Consider the following 18,459-nt stretch of genomic DNA (forward strand, 5'->3'; position numbering starts at 1 on the left):
AGTAATCTACTAATTTTTATCGCTACCTAACTGTGCTAATAATTCTTCCATCTGCCACTTTGTATATCCGTAGTGATTTGAATTTTGACCTGCGTATTGTAATTCAATATCTTCTATCTGTACCAAACTATCTTCACACATGAGTTCAAATAAATCGTTAAAATCTCCCACCATGCCATCAATATCTTGTTTATCAAATAATTCAATGTTATAGGTGACAGAAAGTCGGGCATTGTGCTCATATTCCTCAAACTCAAAATGAAGATCAAAAAGACTTGTACCACTCAGGTCATCGATCTCGCATATTTCTAACCCTTGTAACTGTAAATCATTATTAACAACCATAGATGTATTTTGTAAAACAAGCATGACATCAAATAAAGGATTTCTATTCGTTTTCCTAGGTATATTCAGTAAATTAACAAGCTTATCGAAGGGATACATTTGATGAGAGTATGCGCCTAATGTTACTTTTTTCACATACTGAAATGCTTCACTTAACGTCATTTCTTGAATGTTTTTTGTCCGCAATACAATCGTATTCGCATAGTATCCAATTTGATTTTCTAATTCCTCCATAGCTCTACCGGCTATAGGTGACCCAACAGATATATCCCTTTCTCCACTATATTTATGCAAAAGTATATTCAGTGCTGTTAACAAAAACATATAAAGAGTAATCTTCTCTTTTTGACAAACAGACTCTATCTTTTTCATTTGATTTATGGAAAGAATCGTTAAAATTTTATCTCCCTGAAACGCCTTTATCTCTTTTCTTGGTTTTGCAATTGACATATCAAGAGGTGCTGATTCGGGAAGGAGTTGCTCTTTCCAGTATCCTTCTAAAATAGACACTGACTCATGCTCAAGTATTTTTTTATACCATTCGGAGTAATCCTTATATTGAATAAGCAAGGGCATAAGTGGATTTTTCTTGTTTTCATAAAAAGAATTGTACAAAATAATAAAATCATTAAGAAAGACTTTTGAAGACCAGCCATCATGAATGATGTGATGAATATTAAAATATAATACTGTCCGATCATTAAAATAGAATACTTTTCCCCTTAGTAAAGGTCCTTCTTCTAAATTAAACGGAGTATTGATGTCTTGAGTGATAAGTGATTCCATCTCCACTCCAGATATTCCATCATATTGTTCTAATGGAACATCTATTTGAGATAAACCAAGAATCATCTGGTATAGTTGTCCTTCTTTTTGGAAAAAAATTGTTCTCAAAGATTCATGCCGTTCAATCAGTGCAGCAAATGACTTTCTAAGCACATCAAACTGTGCTTTACCCTGTAATGTAATTCTAAAAGGAGAGTTATATGCTGTATTTTGCTTATCTATGTGGCCCATAACCCACATTTGTTTTTGTGCATCAGAAGCATGGTAAAACTCTTTATATTTTGTAGGCTCAAGTGGAATGATATTAGTACCCATGTTGCTTGTGCCAGTTTGTTTGTTTTGAATATATAAAGCAAGCTCTCGTGGCGTAGGGTTGTTATATATATCTTCAAAATCTAAGGTTATATTGCATTGTGCTCTTAATCTAACTAAGAGCTGATTTGCCATAAGAGAGTGTCCACCCATATCAAAAAAGCTGTCCTCCACGTCTATGTTATCCGATTTCAGAACATGGGAAAAAATAAGCACTATTTGCTGTTCAACACTAATCTGAATTTTAATATATTCTGACAATGTCTTAATTGTTGGAAAATCAAAAATATCTTCAAAATCAAGGTTTGCACCTGTATATTTATTTAATTGCAAAATGACTTGTGTGGCTTTCAATGAATCGCCGCCGATATCAAAGAAGTTGTCCTCTAAACTAGTTATTGATTTCTCGAACATATTCGTCCAGATCTCAACAATTTTTTGTTCAATTACACCTATATTGTTCATAAAATCATAGTTTATATTAGCTACACTAGTTTCAAGAGATTTTTTCTCAACCCAAGGGGTTTCTCTAATCCAACAACGTTTCTTTTCAAAAGTATACCCCGGAAGCTCGACACGACTATATTTTTTATCGCTATACAACGGATTCCAGTCCAGCTTCTCCGTAAGCAAATAAATACTTTTTAAGAAATGATGAAGCATTTGTGTATTATTTTCTTTCTGCAAAACTAAGATTGAATTGTTTTCACCATGCTTAGCAATGATCTCATTTGCTATTTCTTCCTTATATGACATTGATATATAACAAAATTGTTTTAAGTCATACTTTTCTAACAGTCGACTTACTCTGCTCTCCAAATTTTCAAATGTCTTTTTCTCATATTTTTGACTTAGAAGTAAGCCCTCTTTCATAGATATCTTGTTTTGCATTACGTCAACAACAGTTCTACCAATTCCTTCGCTTAAAAATTGACTTGCATCAACGGATAAGGCACGAAGCAATTGATAAAATGCGTATTGAAATACAAAACACCAACCATAACCTTGAATATCATTTGCGATTTCAGTGCATGCCTCAACATAGGATCGAAACACAGAAGATTGTTCACACATCTCCATGACTTCCTGTTTACTAAAAGCATAGTCGGAGAAAATAAAAATCAATTTCCTTTTTGACTTAGATATGCTTTCAATCTGTAGAGAATCATTTAAAATATTTTGCATTTGATTTTGCATATCCTTCACATTGCTGCCTACCAGAGCCATTCGATAATTAAAATGACGTCTTCCAGTATTAAGCGTAAATGCAATGTTCCCTAATTCTTGATCTTTAGCAGTTTCAAAAAACTGAATATATTTCTTTAGCGCTTCTTTTAATCCTGAAACTGTTAAAGAAGACAAGGTTATAATATAACTACTTCCTTCACTCAAAGTCTCTTCAGGTCTAGGTGGTGCCTCCTGCAGTATAATGTGACAATTCGTACCACTAGCTCCAAGAGAAGTTACACCTGCGATTCTTTCTGTTCCTTCTGTAACCTCCCAGTCTCTTAATTCAGTCTCAACATAAACAGCGGAATTTTTAAAATCTATCATCTTGTTTAATTCATTTACATGGATGGTTGAAAATAACACCTTTTCTCTTAAGGAAATGGCTGTTTTTATTAATCCAGCTAATCCTGCACAACCATATCCATGCCCAACATTTGATTTAATAGTTGAAATCGCACAAAAGCTTTTATCATCTGTATACTTTTGAAAGGCTGCTGTGAGTGCTTCAACTTCAAGTGAATCTCCTAATTTTGTACCTGAACCATGTGTCTCAATAAATCTAATATCTCTAGGATTAATTTTTGCCTTTTCCCATGCTTGCCATAGAACATTGCATTGAGAGACACTATCAGGGGCAGATGGACTAGATGATCTATTCGCATTATTATTTACTGCTGTGCTTTTAATTATTGCAGCAATATTATCTTGATCTTCAAGTGCCTTCTTATAAGACTTCAGGATTACACAATTCACCATTTCTCCACAAGACATGCCATCAGCTTGCTCTGAAAATGCTCTGGATTTGCCGTCCGAAGACCATATTCCGTACTCCATCTCTTTATCTGCATATGGCATAAAGTTTAGGCTGCTACCTGCCACAAATGCATAATCACAATCACCCATCATCAATTCATTACAAGCTAGATGTACCGCTACAAGAGTTGAAGAGCAAGCAGTATCTACAACTAGAGCGTTGCCTGTTAAATTAAAATGACGAGCAATTCTTGTAGCTGAGAAAGCAGGGGAATTTCCACCGATCATTGTATCGTCAAAGCTTTCTGCTAACTTATAATATTCAGGATTGATATCCGATAAATATACTGCGGAACTCGATCCATCAAAATAATCTGCACTATACCCTGAATTTTCTATCGCTTCATACACGACTTCAAGAAGCTGACGTTGATGAGGGTCCATATTTATTGCTTCAGCTTGAGAAATGTGGAAAAACGTATTATCAAATTTATCTACGTCCTCTAGCTCTCCAATATTTCTCAATATTCTCTCAGTATCAATTGTAGTTTCCTTAATTCGCTTTTGAGATATAGGTCCAACTGAGTCTACTTTGTTTTTTAAATTTTCAGTCAGTTCTCTTATATTTGAAGCTCCCGCACATCTCATGGCCATTCCAATTATTGCAATGTCCCTGTCCATTTCCTTATCCTCCCTCTAATTAAAGTCGAAAAAGACATGAAAATATACTAAATCGATAAAAATAGATAGAAATTCAATGTGAAAAAGATGTCTCTAATTTCAAAAAGAAGGACTTATATTAAAATTACTTTTTCTTCTTTTTCATATAAATATCCATTACTCCAAATATAATTCACCTTGTCCCACTTTGCCGCTGAAACTACATCTGGAAAAAATCCTCGTCCATTAAAATTAGCACTTGTATTACATAAAATAGGAACCCCGCTCAAGCATTCAAATTCTTTTAGCAACTGATATAACATAGGATTTTCATTTTGATTTATGGTTTGCAGACGTGCCGAATTATCTAAATGCATAACTGCAGGAATTTTCTCACGCCACTCTTCTTTTATAATATGATCAAATAACATAAAAGGCGTTGGATATCCAGGTATAAAAAACTCTTGAGCTCTTTCTTCTATACAAATTGGTGAAACAGGTCTATACTGCTCTCTATCCTTAACCTTATTTAATAGTTCTTTCATATTTGGGTGGAAGGGTGCAGCAATAATACTTCTATTCCCAAGTGCCCGGGGACCTAGTTCAGCACGTCCGTTTAGAACAACCACTGGTTCATTCGTTTCGAACAATAGCTTCGCCAGATGATTGACATCACATTCCTTTTTTATCCATCCCTGTGGCGGTGTGCTATCAATTACTTCATTGCCGCTATATACACTCCAATCAAGATGACGATGTTCTGAATGATGATATAAAGAGCAGCATGCAGCTCCAATAGCAGATCCAGAATCATTAGGAAACGGAGACACATAAACTGCATCAAATAATCCACTGTTAAGCAGAGCAGAATTCCATTTAATATTTAATGCACATCCCCCTGCCACACTAAGATTACGACAGTTGCGATCATATCTATGAATTTTTTTCTTCAGCTTCTGCAAAATCATATTTTCAAGATAGTAGTGAAAGGAGCATAAAATATCTTCATCTGAGATCCCTTCCCCCTCTATTCTCTTTTTAAACTCATTCGCAAATACATTAGCAAAACCCATTGGATGGCTGTAGCACTGGTTGAAAATATCATCAAAAACCTGAAATAGCTCTTTACGCTCGGTTCCATTAGCGATATAGGCCATTACTTTTCCTGCTATTGATAGGTCATCTTTAGCAAATGTACCTTTTACTTTATAGGGCCCAAAATGTTGTGCAAAAATCGTATAAATATTACCTATCATTAGGAAGAGTGGTCCCATATTCTCTATCTTGCCACTGCGGTCTACATAGTATAGTCTCGGATACATCCCACCATCCCATACCAAAACATAGCTATCTATCCTTTTTTTCGCAAAAACACTAGTATAATACGTGCTAAGAATATGTGAAGCAACATGTAAATAGCTATTGTATTCTCTCGTTCGATCACCAAGACGAAGCCCCTGCATATTCCATTCTTTCAGGACATTCATATTCATTCCTGCTTCTTCATATTGTCCTACACCAAGCTTATATTTTTCGTTCCTATGTGTGGCAGACAGCCAATTAAACTCTTCTCCAATTTCCAATCTGGGTTGAACAGCTAATGCATCTGCATTACTTCCTCCCCAACCATCAATTGAGAAATAATCAATATCAGCTATTTTGTAGCCGTACCAATCTAGAATCGTTTTTACCGTTTCTGTATCTACAATTTCAGTAAATCTAGGATTATTATCCATTTTCTCCATTTCAACACTAAAAATTAGAGTGTTGCCTTCAACAACACATACTGTTCCATCATGAGTTAATTTAATCCCGCAAGTTATCACTACCTTATTCTCCCTTCAGTTCTTCTATTGTTAAAAGAAGTTCAAACAATGCATCTATTTTAAAATTCAATATTATTTATTTCATTTTTATCTTCCAGATATCCTAATCTTTCCTTAACTAATTTAGCTAATGTATCTATTGTCCTATAGTCAAATAAATCCTGTATGCTGATGTTGCATGAGAATTTCTTATTTAATATTGAATAGATACTAGTTAATTTTAATGAATCTCCGCCTATCTCAAAAAAATCATCTTCAATACTAATTTCATCTCTTTTCAAAACGTTTTTCCAAACTTCTAAAATATCTTTTTCCATATCATCTCTTGGTTCAACAATCTTTGTTCTATTTTCATACTTAGCTAATGACATTTCTGATAGTTTATTTTTATCAATCTTCCCATTTGTAGTAGCAGGGATTTCCTCCAATTGAATAAACTGAACAGGTACCATGTATTCTGGTAGCGTTTTCAACAAAAATGCCTTTAAATTTCTTGGTTCTACCTCAATATTAGAAATAATAAATGCACAAAGATATTTATTCCCTTGCTTGTCTTCATTTGCAATGACTGTTGCTTCTCTTATACTGTTATATTGCCTTAACTGGTTCTCTATCTCACTTGGCTCTATTCTAAAACCTCTTATCTTAATCTGCTGATCAATTCTCGATAGATATTCAACATTCCCATCATTTCTCCACTTAGCTAAGTCTCCTGTTCTGTACATTTTACTGCCCGGAAAGAAGTAATCCTCTACAAATTTTTCCTCAGTAATCTTCCTATTATTAATATAGCCTTTGGTTACGCCTTTACCACTTATATATAACTCCCCTGGTACACCAATTGGTAGTAAATTTCTATTTTCATCCAATATATACACTCTATAATTTTTCATTGGTTTTCCAATACATATGTTATTCTCAAATTCATTTTTAATTTTATAATGAGTTGCTCCAATAGTGGCTTCAGTAGGACCATAGCCATTATATACATTGGCATATTTTAATAGGTTAGAAATATATTCTTGCTTTAAAACATCTCCACCGCTGACAAAGTTTTTCACACTGCTCATTGGCGGAAACTTGTTAAATTCATTTAATAGAAGGGGAGAACAGCTTACTACACTCACCTTATTGCTTACAATTAGTTCATATAGCTTATGGACATCCTTTGCCTCATGTTCTTGAGGGATTACAAACTTTCCACCTTTTAAAAGTGCTTGAAACAGTTCTTCTCCAAATAAATCAAACGAGAACGGAACTAGTTGGATAACTGTGTCATTAGAAGTTGTTTCATATAAATTAAATAACGATTCCATATACAATACTAAATTAGAATGTGACACCATTACCCCTTTAGGGTTACCAGTTGTCCCAGAGGTATAAATCACATTAACAAGATCATCAGGATTACTGTTCAAATTCAGATTACTTCGATCCCCAACATATATTTTCATATCATCACTACATATAATCTTCTCTTCAGGGAAATCCCCTACCACATTGTTATTCACTTCAATTAAATGCTTTTGAGTAAGTAGCAGGCTAGCACCGCTATTTTGAATCATATATTCTTTTCTCTTTTTTGGTTGCTCAAGCCCTATTGGAAGATAAGCTGCGCCTGCCTTTAAGGTGGCTAAAATACTGATAATCATCTCAACTGAGCGTTCTGCCATAATCCCTATTACATCATTTCTCTTTATGCCCGTATTGACTAAAAATCTTGCTAGTTGGTTAGCTTTTTCATTTAACTCAGTATACGTGATGTGCTTATTAACAAATACTAGAGCTACATGATTAGGTCCTTGTTCTACTTGCTCCTCGAATAGCTTGTGTATTGTTTTATCCTTTGGATAATCCATTGTTGTATTATTAAATTCATATAATATTTGTTTTTTCTCTAACGGAGATAACATTTCAATGTCTCTTACTTTTGAATGTGGTGTATGAATTATAGTTTGCAGTATATTTTCAAAATGCTGTGCTAATCTTTTTATAAAATCATAATTAAATATTTCTTCATCATAGCTAAGGCATATTTCAATCTGCTCCTGCCATAATTCTACACCTACGGTAAGATTAAAGTTATTCACCTCATGCATGGAATACGAATCAAATGTTAGTTTTTCTTTAATACCAAATTGTTGGGTATCAAGTGGATAGTTCTCAACAACTACGATAGAATCAAACAGTTCATCTTGATTATGAAACTCGCTACACTCCTTTATATCCACAATAGGCGTATTATCGTAACCTTCTCTTTGTTGTATTTCATTTTGTACTTGATAAAGCAAATTCAGTATCTCATCTTCTGAACTATTTTTAATTCTCAAAGGTACCGTATTTATGAAAAGACCTACTATGTTTTCAATATCAGCTATATTGGCACTTCTTCCTGACACAGTAACACCAAAAAGAACATCTTCATGATCAACATATTTTTGAAGAAGTATTCCCCATGTAACATATACCAACGTTGCTAATGTTATCTTATTCTCGCGCAAAAAAATATCTAATTTAGTTTTATCAATGTTAAATATATAATCCTTGATAGACCTCGTACCACTTTTCAAGTTTTTATTCACTGCAAGTTGTGTCTTGGTGCTTAGTTCTTTCAAGTAAGTTCTCCAATAAGTATTACTTATAGCAGAGTCTTGATTCTGAACCCATTTCACAAAATTTTTGAATTTGTTTTTTTGAGGAGGAATATATGTACTTCCTTCAATTAAACCTTCATAAATACTAGTAAATTCCTTTAATAAAATTCCAGTACTCCAACCATCAAATATAATATGATGATTGCTTATAATCATTTCATGTGCATTCTCTGACAGCTTACATAACGTTACTCTAAAAGGAACTTCTCTAAGGTCAAAATGCTCATTTTTATCTGCCCGCTTTAAATTTTCCATTAGTGAAGGAATTAGATTTTCATCTTTTGTTGAAAAATCCACAAATCTTATATCAGGTGCATGCTCACGTAAAACAATCTGCAAATGGGTCTCTACACCTTCCCATCTATAAACAGTTCTTAACAGTTCATTCAATTGAACAACGATATTCCATGATTTATCAAAATTTTCAGCATCTAATTTGCCAGTGATTTTTATACTTAACTGTTGAAAATACTGATTACTATCATCATCCTTAATATAATGATATAATAGCCCTTCTTGCATAGGTGTTAACGCAATAATATCTTCAATATTTTCTTTTTCTATTTTTTTTATGGTTTTGACCATTCCTCATTCCTCCTTTTTATCCTACCTATTTATAATTTTGATAGTACATTGAAATTTAAAGTAGAAAAGTAATCATCCACTGTTTCAGCGCGTCGTATCTGAATAACCTCACCATTAGGTCTTAGAAGAAGCTCTTTACTCCTAAGTTTTCCATTATAGTTAAAGCCCATAGCAAACCCATGAGCACCTGTATCATGAATAACTATCGTGTCACCCACTTCAATCTCTGGTAACTTTCGGTTTATTGCGAATCTATCATTGTTTTCACACAAAGAACCTGTGATATCATATGTCATATTTGTCGGTAAATGTTCCTTGCCCATAACGGTTATATAATGATACAAGCCATACATACCGATTCTCATAAGATTTGCCATTGAAGCATCAACACCAATGTATTGCTTATATGTTTTTTTTTTGTGAAGTACTTTGGATACAAAATATCCTGAAGGTCCAGTCACAACTCGACCAAACTCAGTATAGATTTTAATAGTAGGATAATTATTAGCTAATATAACTTTCTCATATGCTCTTTTAATACCGTAGCCTACTGAATGAATATCCACAGCCTTTTCATCAAGACTATATGGTATCCCTATTCCACCTCCGATATTAACAAATTCAAATTGAATATTACATTCTGAAGATATTTCAATGACCAGCTCAAAAAGTCGCCTTGCTGTGTCAACAAAATAATTGGCATCTAATACTTGTGTTGAAATCATTGTATGCAAACCAAATCTTGAAACTCCTTTCTCTTTGAGCATCCGATAACCTTCAAAAAGTTGTGCTTTAGTCATACCAAACTTAGAATTCTCAGGTTCGCCCAAGAAGGTATTTCCACTTTTAATTTGACCTGGGTTATATCTTAAGCACATTAAGTCTGGAAGTCCTAACTCTTCCTCTAAAAGCTTAATATGCGAGATATCGTCTATATTAATTATTGCACCTAATTCCATTGCCTTTTTATACTCTTCTTTCGGAGTATTATTAGACGTAAACATAATGTTTTTACCATACACTCCACATTTTTCAGCTATCATAAGTTCAGGTAAAGATGAGCAATCTGCTCCAAACCCTTGGCGACTTAATATTTTGAGTATACTAGGATTTGGTGTCGCTTTTACGGCAAAAAACTGTTTAAACCCCTCGCACCACGAAAACGCATTATTAATTGCTTGTGCAGTTACAATGATAGACTGCTCGTCATATATATGAAATGGGGTAGGAAAATCTCGGATTATATATTCAAGTTGCTCAGAGGTAAACGGCAAGTTTTTTTCACTCACTCTTGAAACTCCTTTACTTTTTCATCTCAGTTATTTTTTAATTTTTGTTCTATATAGCTGCAAATTAAATCTAGAGAAGTGAATTTCTTATAATCCAAGGCTTCAACTTCAAACTCAATCCCAAATTCATTTTCTAAAGCTACCACTAATTGAATAAAAACAATTGAATTAATACCCATTTGGCTTAAATCATCTTCATTGATTACATTTTTCTTAACATTTTCAGTCTCAAGATTATCTGTAATCAATTTGATTACTTTTTTTCTAATTTCCACAACTATTGCCCCTAATAAAATTATTTTTTAAATATTTTTCTAAACAAAAATAAAAGCCATTTTTATATGTCCTCTGTCCTTTATGAACAAAGTCACTATACAAAAATGGCAATAAATCCTATATTATATTTATTAATGCACATGCTTCGCCCGATCATGCAGAGACTCTGCACTACAATAACGGCTTCAGTATAATAGTACATCTAACGTGCCGAAACAACGATTAAATGTTATTTGAACAAATAATATTTTCTTCTAACTATATTATTTGTTTATTTAAGCATTAATAAATACATTAATAAATTTACATTAACACATAATAAAACAGACTACAATACAAATTAATTCTTTATTTTCCAAATATGAATTTTTATTGACAAAATAAGAACTTGTATAAAAAATCTATTAAGTCAGCCACGACATATACTTACAGTCAATTCAAAAACGGATAGTCAAATCTATAAAAACAGGAAATCCAGAACACTCGTTATGGATGAATATGACCTCACTGCTTCGCAAGCAAATGGTCAGCATATTGAATATCAAGTACAGCAATACACAGCGGAGCAGTGGTACCACCATATCTCCCTCGCATATGACAGATTACCATTCCTTGCGACGACTGATACGAAGAAGCAAAGCGGTTTTGTAGCAAGGTATACACGGAGGAGGCATCAGGATTGGAAACGGTATTACGCCTATAGATCTGTGGGGGGACACCATAATATTTCTTAAACGCCCTGCTAAAATAATACGTGTCGCGGTAACCCGTTCTTTCAGCCACTTCGCCAATGGGAGACTCCGTGTGACGTAGCATTCGCGCTGCGCTCTCCATCCGTAGCTGGATCACATATTCCATTGGGGCAAGCAGCTTTAGTTGTTTGAACCTTCGCTGCAACTGTCTTACGCTACATCCCCCAAGGGCGGCTAACCCTTTAAGCTCCAATTCCTGACGATAATGCCCCGCAATATAAGTAGCAACAACATCCACCATGTCAGGCACTGGGCTACCCTGACTACGTTCGTACTCCTGAAAAAGCTCATAAAGCATTCCTTGTAACAATGTATTGACATGGAAACGTTCGATCCCTTCACCTCGGTTCCATTTGGAAACCATCTTTTCCGCTGACTGATACAGCCCCCCTGAATCACAGGATGCTGTACAAATGAGGTGTATAGCGGCTGATTATAATTTGAAAACAAAATAGGGTTAACATCCAGCATTGAAAAAATCTTATAAATCATTACAATGTAATGAATGTTTTCTAATCCAGCAGTCAAAGTAAATGATGATCCCTTGACTATATGACAAGCAAAAGAAGCTTGGATATGGAAAACCTCACCATTCATCACAAGCTCTCCTTCTCCGCCACCTGCCAGCAACAATAGATTTTCTGTCAATTCAATTTCACTCATCTCACTTCCAGCCGACAAAGTACCGCTGTGCGTGTCAAGCATCTTGATTGCTGTATTACTCCATAAACTTGCATGTTCTTACGGCGGCATTTCTCTCATCTCCTGACAATAGCATCCTCTGCTAAACGAACTAATGTAACTAACTCGGTTTGCTTGTATTCCCTTAGCAAAGGTAAAAATGTTACTGTTTGAGAGTTATTCTCACTGTCAATCTTCGGACACCTTATGCAATATTCGCCTAACATCTGGTAATAAAAGCAGCATGTGATGCGCTTGCTTTTTGCAACTGGAGGCACAGCTTTGTCTTCTGTAAATCGGGTCAATGGATTACGTCTTTCCCCAAGCAAATCCCTAGGCGCTATTTGGGTTAGATAAACAAAATCTGCTTGCAGTCGTTGTCTTTCTTGATCGGATTCCTCCGTTCTACTCGAATATAGTGGGGCAATACGTACCATAATATTTTCCCACAGCACCGCCTTGGAGACAGGGAAAATGGAAGCAAGTGTGTGTAGCAACGGTGCAAGCTGAACCGCAAACATCTCTTTTACAACCTCTTGTCGGCACATTTTCCTATCGTCTAAAGCAGCTTGTACCCGAAGTCCATTCAGTGCTAGAAAAGGAAAATGCGCCCCCCCTTTCCGCTGTGGAGGTTGGATGATACAGGAAGCTATTATTTAAATCAAAGGAAACTTTAACATTATGGAAGGTCATGGCAGTTAGAAACGGTGCAGTCCACAGATAGCGATCCGCTTAGCGAGCATAGAAGCAGTAACCTGCATATCAGGCGCAGCAATATATTCCTTAAGCAAGCTTACATATTCGTGGCATGTTGCTTCTTCATGCAACTGCCTCAGAGCAACTGTACGGATGTTATCCTCAGGTGGCTTATCAAGCCACAGATCATAATCCTCTACTAATTCCTTCCACAAAACAGTAGACAGATAGTTGTCCACCTTAATTCGATCCTAGCAACGCTTCCGCAGCTTGATCTACAATAATATTGATAGCAATAGGACCATAATAAGCAATCCAAAGCGTTGAATCTACGTCATATGCGTGGTTATTTTTGACTGCATCAAGGGATTGCCAAATTGGACTACTCGCTAGAACCTCTGCCTCTTTGGCAAACAATTCATCCGATAACAAGAAATAGTGATCTGCTCCGATATCAGCAACTTTCTCCATGGAAATTTCAACGGAGATATCATCTTTGATCTCCTTCACAAATGCAGAAGCCTTTAACCCTAAATTCTCATAAAGTATACCACCTGTCCAATGCTCAGGACCATGTACACGAATTCCTTCTTTTCTTGGACGAATCAATGCTACCGTTTCATCACCTAGCTTCTCAGTGATCATGTAACTCCGCAAACGATGACAAACATCAACGATATCCTGACGACCTTGATGCCAAAATGAACATAAATGGTGCCACAGAATTGGCTTGCTTGGCGACAGCAGTATTACTGCGATTGGAACAAAAATAAATGGAAGTTATTAAAATATTGGTATCCAGAATCCTGACAAGAAAAGAATAACATAAATAGAACAATCCAGTTAAAAAATCAAGTCATTAATTCCTCTGGTACTTATGAGCCTTTTTTTATTAAAGACGGTGTAAGATATCATCATATTCTAGACCCGAGTGCCGGTGCCCCAGCACAATGCGGAGTTGAAAGTGTAACGATCATTAGTAAGAATGGAGAAGCGTTAGATAAAGGAGCTTTTCTAATGGGAGTTAAAGACGAGCTCGCTTACATCGATTCTCTGGATAATGTCGAAGCGTATTTTATTATAGACATACAAGAGTTTTCAAATTGACTTAGTAATGACCTTTTCAGGCACGACCCAATAATACGAAAAAGATCCTCAATTATCCATAAGGTACTCATCATTGATTTTTATTATTGTAAATTATGTTTCTTAACTCAACTCATTACATAGTAAATAATTCATTTTAGTTGTGACACCATTCGACAATTAAATTACTTCTTATATTGTATTATTAGATAAGAGCATAAAATTAGGACTCAAACTAAAATTAGGATTGGTAAATTTAAGTGAATAAATTTGGTTAAACATCCGTTAGTCCTGTCAAACAAATGAAAAGGATATGCAGTATATCATTACCCGGATTATCAGAGCTAGGAATTCACAACTTATCCCAGTCAGAAACGGATGTTCATGTAGAAGTTGTTCCTGCCCTTATCCCATCTTCAACTCCATATAACTGTAAACATGATGGAAAAAAACTATGAAAAATCCGGTACCAGATTGTTTTTGGCAGAAAGAGTTATCTTGATATCCTTTTCTACAATTAACACGCGCATGCTACAATATTCGATTTGTTTAAGCCTTTGACTTTGTTAAAACTAAACAACAGTGAATTTGAACTTTCAAAGTCGGATCGTGAAGCATATAGCGCAAGAATTTAGTATCTCCTGCCAGTACAACAGATGCATCAGAATGCTCTTCTGAAATTAACCAAAAAAGTCTGGAATAAAGCAAAGTTTCTTTAGTTTGCTGCTTGGAGTCGATAACTTTAAAAGGGGTATATATTCAATATAGGTGTTCATAATTTACGAGGAGAAACGGCGATAAACCTGCTGACTGAACATAAAATAGCTATTTGAGAATTTCTCGTGCTAAAGCCTAAGAAAGTAGTCATAGATCTTGCTCTGACTTATCACAAGTGGATTCATGAATATTTCCCAAATTCGATCTATATAACAGATCGATTCCCTGGATATACGTTTGAAAGTATCTAAGCCGTGCATAAATCTGTTCAGCACACGCTGTTATTTCAAGGCCAAATCAATCTTAAAGATTTATTATCTTCTCAACCCGTCTATTGATCAACTGTCTGAAAATAGCAAAGTTCAGTTAGAGAACTTACTGCACACTCACTGTTATGAAGTGTACAGGAGTTAAAAAAATCTTTTACAGTGTGTTATGAACATTCAACCCGTATCATCGTTGCCGGTTTATGTTTTGCAAGCTGACTAGAACAAAGTGAAAAATTGGATCCTAACGCTATTAGAAACACTCTGAGAATGATGTGCCTCTGGATGGAAAAGATCGTCGTTTCACGAATAAAATTGTAAAGGGACTCCACAGCGATATTAAAGTTTGGCACTATTTTACGTGCAATAGAATCTGTTACCAAGCTAGATTTCTAGTTAAATGCAACTGACATCAATTAACAATTTGAAGTGTTCAACACTTAATTTTAGAATGTCCTTCTTTTTTGTCATATTTTTTTAAGATAACTAGTCTAATGATAAACTATCATAATTGGATCAAGGGGCGTATACTATGAAATGGTATGCTTTATTTGTGAAAACTGGAAAAGAAGAGGAAGTCAAAAAATCTATTCAAAAATACTTTAAAAATACTCATTGTAAGTGTTATGTCCCCAAGAGAATTGTACCAGAGAAAAAAAACGGACAATTCTCTAACATTGTAAAAATGATGTTTCCTGGTTACATCCTTCTCCAGACTAAGATGAGTTTTAGTGTCTATCACAATATTATGAAGCTGCCTAATATTCGTTCATTTTTAAATTATTCTAATATTAAGGATACTCAATATAATCAACCTTATTTAGATGAAGAGATTTTCTTTCAACACATACCTGATGAAGAAATAAGTCAGATTAAACCATTTATTGGTTATGAGAGTGATATAATGGATTATTCTTTATTTGGATTTAACAATGAAAAATTGTCTATTTTATCAGGACCTCTAGTTGGAATGGAAGAACGTATTAAAAAAATAGACAAACGAAAGAGGAGAGCCAAGCTTTCTGTCAATTTTATGGGTGGAGAGAAGTGGGTTGATGTCGGCTTTGAATTAGAATGTCCAACTATAAATATTTTAAAAAAGAGAAACGATGAAAGTATAGAGCTTAGAAAAAGAATAGAATTGTTAATTAGAGAAGTTTTACAGTGTTCAAAAAATACAATTATTGAAAACAAATTAATTAATAATGGAATAAACTCATTATTATTCATCCAATTTATTCTCAAATTGGAGTCAGAACTAGATATTAAAGTTTCTGATAATTGTATGTCGTTGGAAAATTGGAGCAGTATAGATAAAATTATATATTGTCTTCAAAATGAATACAACATAGGGGATTTGAATCAAGATAGTTGCTAACTATACTAAAATTTCACAAACTAAATGGGATAGGATTTGATGTTTGTTGAAGAACAAGTAAGAAAAATAATAGCTCAAACTCTTGAAGTGGACGAGGTTATTATAACTGAAAAAGAACTATTATACTCTGGACTTAATTCATTATCTTTTATTAAAATTATAGTAAGACTAGAGGAATATTTCGAAATTAAATTTGATGATAATAATCTTAAATATGAACTATTTTCTACAATTGAGGATATTATTAAATATGTTAGAGCCAAGAGCCAAGCTTAATAGCAAAAAAGACATATAAGTGGACAAACAAACGATCCAAACCAACCAGCAACAATGGCTAACTGAAAAAAGTGAGTCCATTCCATGCACAAGTATGGAAAGACGTAGCTTGCACCGTGAATCTTGTGCTAGGCGTGGATGATTTTGAGATCCGAAAAGGATACGGTATTCCATAACTCAAAAGCGAAACGCTACTAGATATCCCGAGACGCAAGCTCTAGGAACTTCGAGCCTATAGTCGGAAACCCAGCGTTTTTATCTCTTCGTCCCAAAGAGATGGTGATGGATCTGGCTACATATTAGTCATACCTAGATAGCTGAATGCTTTACGGATACCATTCGAATTGCAGATTGATTTCATGTCCATCGCTATGTTGTAGAAGTCCTTCAAGATGTAGGAAAAACGATACAATGTGCCTTATCTCCAAGAGCAACAGGAAATCTAAAGGTCGAACATGTGCTACTGAATTTGCAGTAGACTCTTTACAACCTGATAAATAGATACATTAAAGGAAATATTTAACACACTCCCTTACTTCATTATGCATATGCCTGGAAAGAAGCCTTTGGAAACTGGTACGATTATTCGCCAGATACCAGAACAGCAAATCGTTGGTTAGACCGTTGGATTAAGCAAGGAGAACGACTGTGTCATCAGGCTATAGTCACTTGACTAAAAACTATTCGAAATTGGCCGCAGGAGATTGTGGATTACCATCGCTGCCGCTGGACTAATGCTACGGTGAAAGGTAGGAGTAACCCAATTAAAGCTTTCCAACATAGGCAATTAACCAAAAACTGTATGTCCTAGGGCTTTTGGTGGAGTGCAACCTTGCACGCTACAGGCTCTAATAAAAATGGCTTGAAACCTCAAGCACTAACCTTTGTGTAGAGCCAAAGTAATGACTCAACTTTCAAAATAAAAATCTCAAAACAAACCATATGCCTAGGGTAAACAAGAGATCCATTCTTGTAGTTGACAAAAACCTGGTCATACCCCTGTCAAGTAGACAGAACTAAAAAGATATCTTTAAGCCGCAACCGTTTCTCGGTATTCAATCGAGGAACGGTTGTTTAATTTTTTTTTCTGAAATATATTTTCATTATAAAATGAAATGTACTCCCGTACGTGTTGTTCTACCTTCGCTAGGGTTTCGGGTTTCGTTAAATAAATCTTCTCTGTTTTAAGATGAGAAAAGAAGGATTCTATACAGGCATTGTCTAGACAATTTCCACGCCTTGAATGGCTTCCAAGCACTCCAAGCCGCTTAAATTTGCGGTTAAACGGCTTGGGGGTATACTGAAACCCCTGGTCTGAATGGAGAATGACACCCTCCATATTCACGTTCTTACTTAGAACATCTAGCGTCTCGCTAACTAGAGCAAGGTCATTTCGTTCCGAACAAGCTACAATTTCATTGTTAAACAGATCTTGAATGACAGAGAGATATACAAACCGCTCTCCAGCTCGTAATGTATGTATGTAATATCGGTAACCAGCTTGGATAACGGAGAATCTGCCTGAAATTGTCGATCTAATCGGTTGGCATTTACCACAGATGCCTGTTTGCCGAAAAAGCGCCGCTTCTCTCAAATGACAGAACGGATTCCCAATTTCTTCATTAGACGGTACACCTTTTTGTGGTTGACCAAGATTCCTTCTCTACGTAAAGCAACGGTCATACGCAGATAACCAAAATAGGGGTGAATCCGGTGGATCGACAACATATGCGTTTCTAGGTGCTCTTCCTCTTGCTTACGTTGCTGGGCTGTTTGCTGAATCTTTCTCCATTTATAATATCCTGCCCGAGATACATGGGCTATTTCAAGTAACCATTTCAACGAATATCGTGTTCGCATTCCCTCAATAATTTCAAACCTTGCTTCTTTC

Annotated in this window: 14 protein-coding genes; 3 read left to right on the plus strand and 11 right to left on the minus strand. The window is 35.1% G+C overall.

What is annotated here, in order from left to right; all coding sequences use genetic code 11:
- Positions 1 to 9: 9 nt before the first annotated feature.
- The 9 genes from G9G57_RS17460 to G9G57_RS17495 form a co-directional block, all read right to left on the minus strand.
- Complete coding sequence (locus G9G57_RS17460; protein WP_164965319.1) at positions 10 to 4,107, minus strand: condensation domain-containing protein; 4,098 nt, start codon at positions 4,105 to 4,107, stop codon at positions 10 to 12.
- Between the two features lie 113 nt (positions 4,108 to 4,220).
- Entirely contained in the window at positions 4,221 to 5,912 is a 1,692-nt protein-coding gene (locus tag G9G57_RS17465; protein ID WP_164965320.1) for a carbamoyltransferase N-terminal domain-containing protein, read from the minus strand.
- Between the two features lie 59 nt (positions 5,913 to 5,971).
- Positions 5,972 to 9,151, minus strand: a complete 3,180-nt coding sequence (locus G9G57_RS17470; protein WP_164965321.1) for a non-ribosomal peptide synthetase — start codon at positions 9,149 to 9,151, stop codon at positions 5,972 to 5,974.
- A gap of 29 nt (positions 9,152 to 9,180) precedes the next feature.
- Complete coding sequence (locus tag G9G57_RS17475) at positions 9,181 to 10,440, minus strand: diaminopimelate decarboxylase family protein (RefSeq protein ID WP_164965322.1); 1,260 nt, start codon at positions 10,438 to 10,440, stop codon at positions 9,181 to 9,183.
- A 26-nt stretch (positions 10,441 to 10,466) separates the two neighbouring features.
- A complete protein-coding gene (locus G9G57_RS17480) occupies positions 10,467 to 10,715 on the minus strand; it encodes a phosphopantetheine-binding protein (protein ID WP_164965323.1) in 249 nt (82 codons plus the stop codon).
- Positions 10,716 to 11,220: 505 nt separating this feature from the next.
- Entirely contained in the window at positions 11,221 to 11,832 is a 612-nt protein-coding gene (locus tag G9G57_RS25945) for a helix-turn-helix domain-containing protein (RefSeq protein ID WP_238799312.1), read from the minus strand.
- A gap of 394 nt (positions 11,833 to 12,226) precedes the next feature.
- Positions 12,227 to 12,670: a hypothetical protein gene (locus G9G57_RS25950; RefSeq protein ID WP_238799313.1), complete on the minus strand. Its 444-nt coding sequence runs from the start codon at positions 12,668 to 12,670 to the stop codon at positions 12,227 to 12,229.
- 177 nt (positions 12,671 to 12,847) lie between these two features.
- On the minus strand, positions 12,848 to 13,084 hold the full coding sequence (locus G9G57_RS25955; RefSeq protein WP_238799314.1) for a hypothetical protein: 237 nt from the start codon (positions 13,082 to 13,084) through the stop codon (positions 12,848 to 12,850).
- Between the two features lies 1 nt (position 13,085).
- The gene (locus tag G9G57_RS17495; protein WP_238799315.1) at positions 13,086 to 13,490 is read right to left on the minus strand and encodes a hypothetical protein; all 405 of its coding nucleotides are present in this window, start codon (positions 13,488 to 13,490) and stop codon (positions 13,086 to 13,088) included.
- 192 nt (positions 13,491 to 13,682) lie between these two features.
- Here G9G57_RS17495 and G9G57_RS26435 point away from each other — a divergent pair, with 192 nt between their 5' ends.
- From G9G57_RS26435 to G9G57_RS17510, 3 genes are all read left to right on the plus strand, one after another.
- Positions 13,683 to 13,952, plus strand: a complete 270-nt coding sequence (locus tag G9G57_RS26435) for an FAD:protein FMN transferase (RefSeq protein WP_446724833.1) — start codon at positions 13,683 to 13,685, stop codon at positions 13,950 to 13,952.
- 1,494 nt (positions 13,953 to 15,446) lie between these two features.
- Positions 15,447 to 16,292, plus strand: a complete 846-nt coding sequence (gene loaP / locus G9G57_RS17505) for an antiterminator LoaP (protein ID WP_164965324.1) — start codon at positions 15,447 to 15,449, stop codon at positions 16,290 to 16,292.
- A gap of 39 nt (positions 16,293 to 16,331) precedes the next feature.
- On the plus strand, positions 16,332 to 16,568 hold the full coding sequence (locus G9G57_RS17510; protein ID WP_164965325.1) for an acyl carrier protein: 237 nt from the start codon (positions 16,332 to 16,334) through the stop codon (positions 16,566 to 16,568).
- A 1,030-nt stretch (positions 16,569 to 17,598) separates the two neighbouring features.
- Here the strand turns inward: G9G57_RS17510 and G9G57_RS17515 are convergent.
- On the minus strand, positions 17,599 to 18,162 hold the full coding sequence (locus tag G9G57_RS17515; RefSeq protein ID WP_164965326.1) for a DDE-type integrase/transposase/recombinase: 564 nt from the start codon (positions 18,160 to 18,162) through the stop codon (positions 17,599 to 17,601).
- Positions 18,159 to 18,459, minus strand: a 301-nt coding sequence (locus tag G9G57_RS17520) for an IS3 family transposase (RefSeq protein WP_164965327.1), incomplete at its 5' end; no start/stop codon positions are given. The genes G9G57_RS17515 and G9G57_RS17520, both read right to left, overlap by 4 nt.

Source organism: Paenibacillus sp. EKM211P, assembly GCF_011066175.1.
Lineage (GTDB): Bacteria > Bacillota > Bacilli > Paenibacillales > Paenibacillaceae > Paenibacillus > Paenibacillus polymyxa.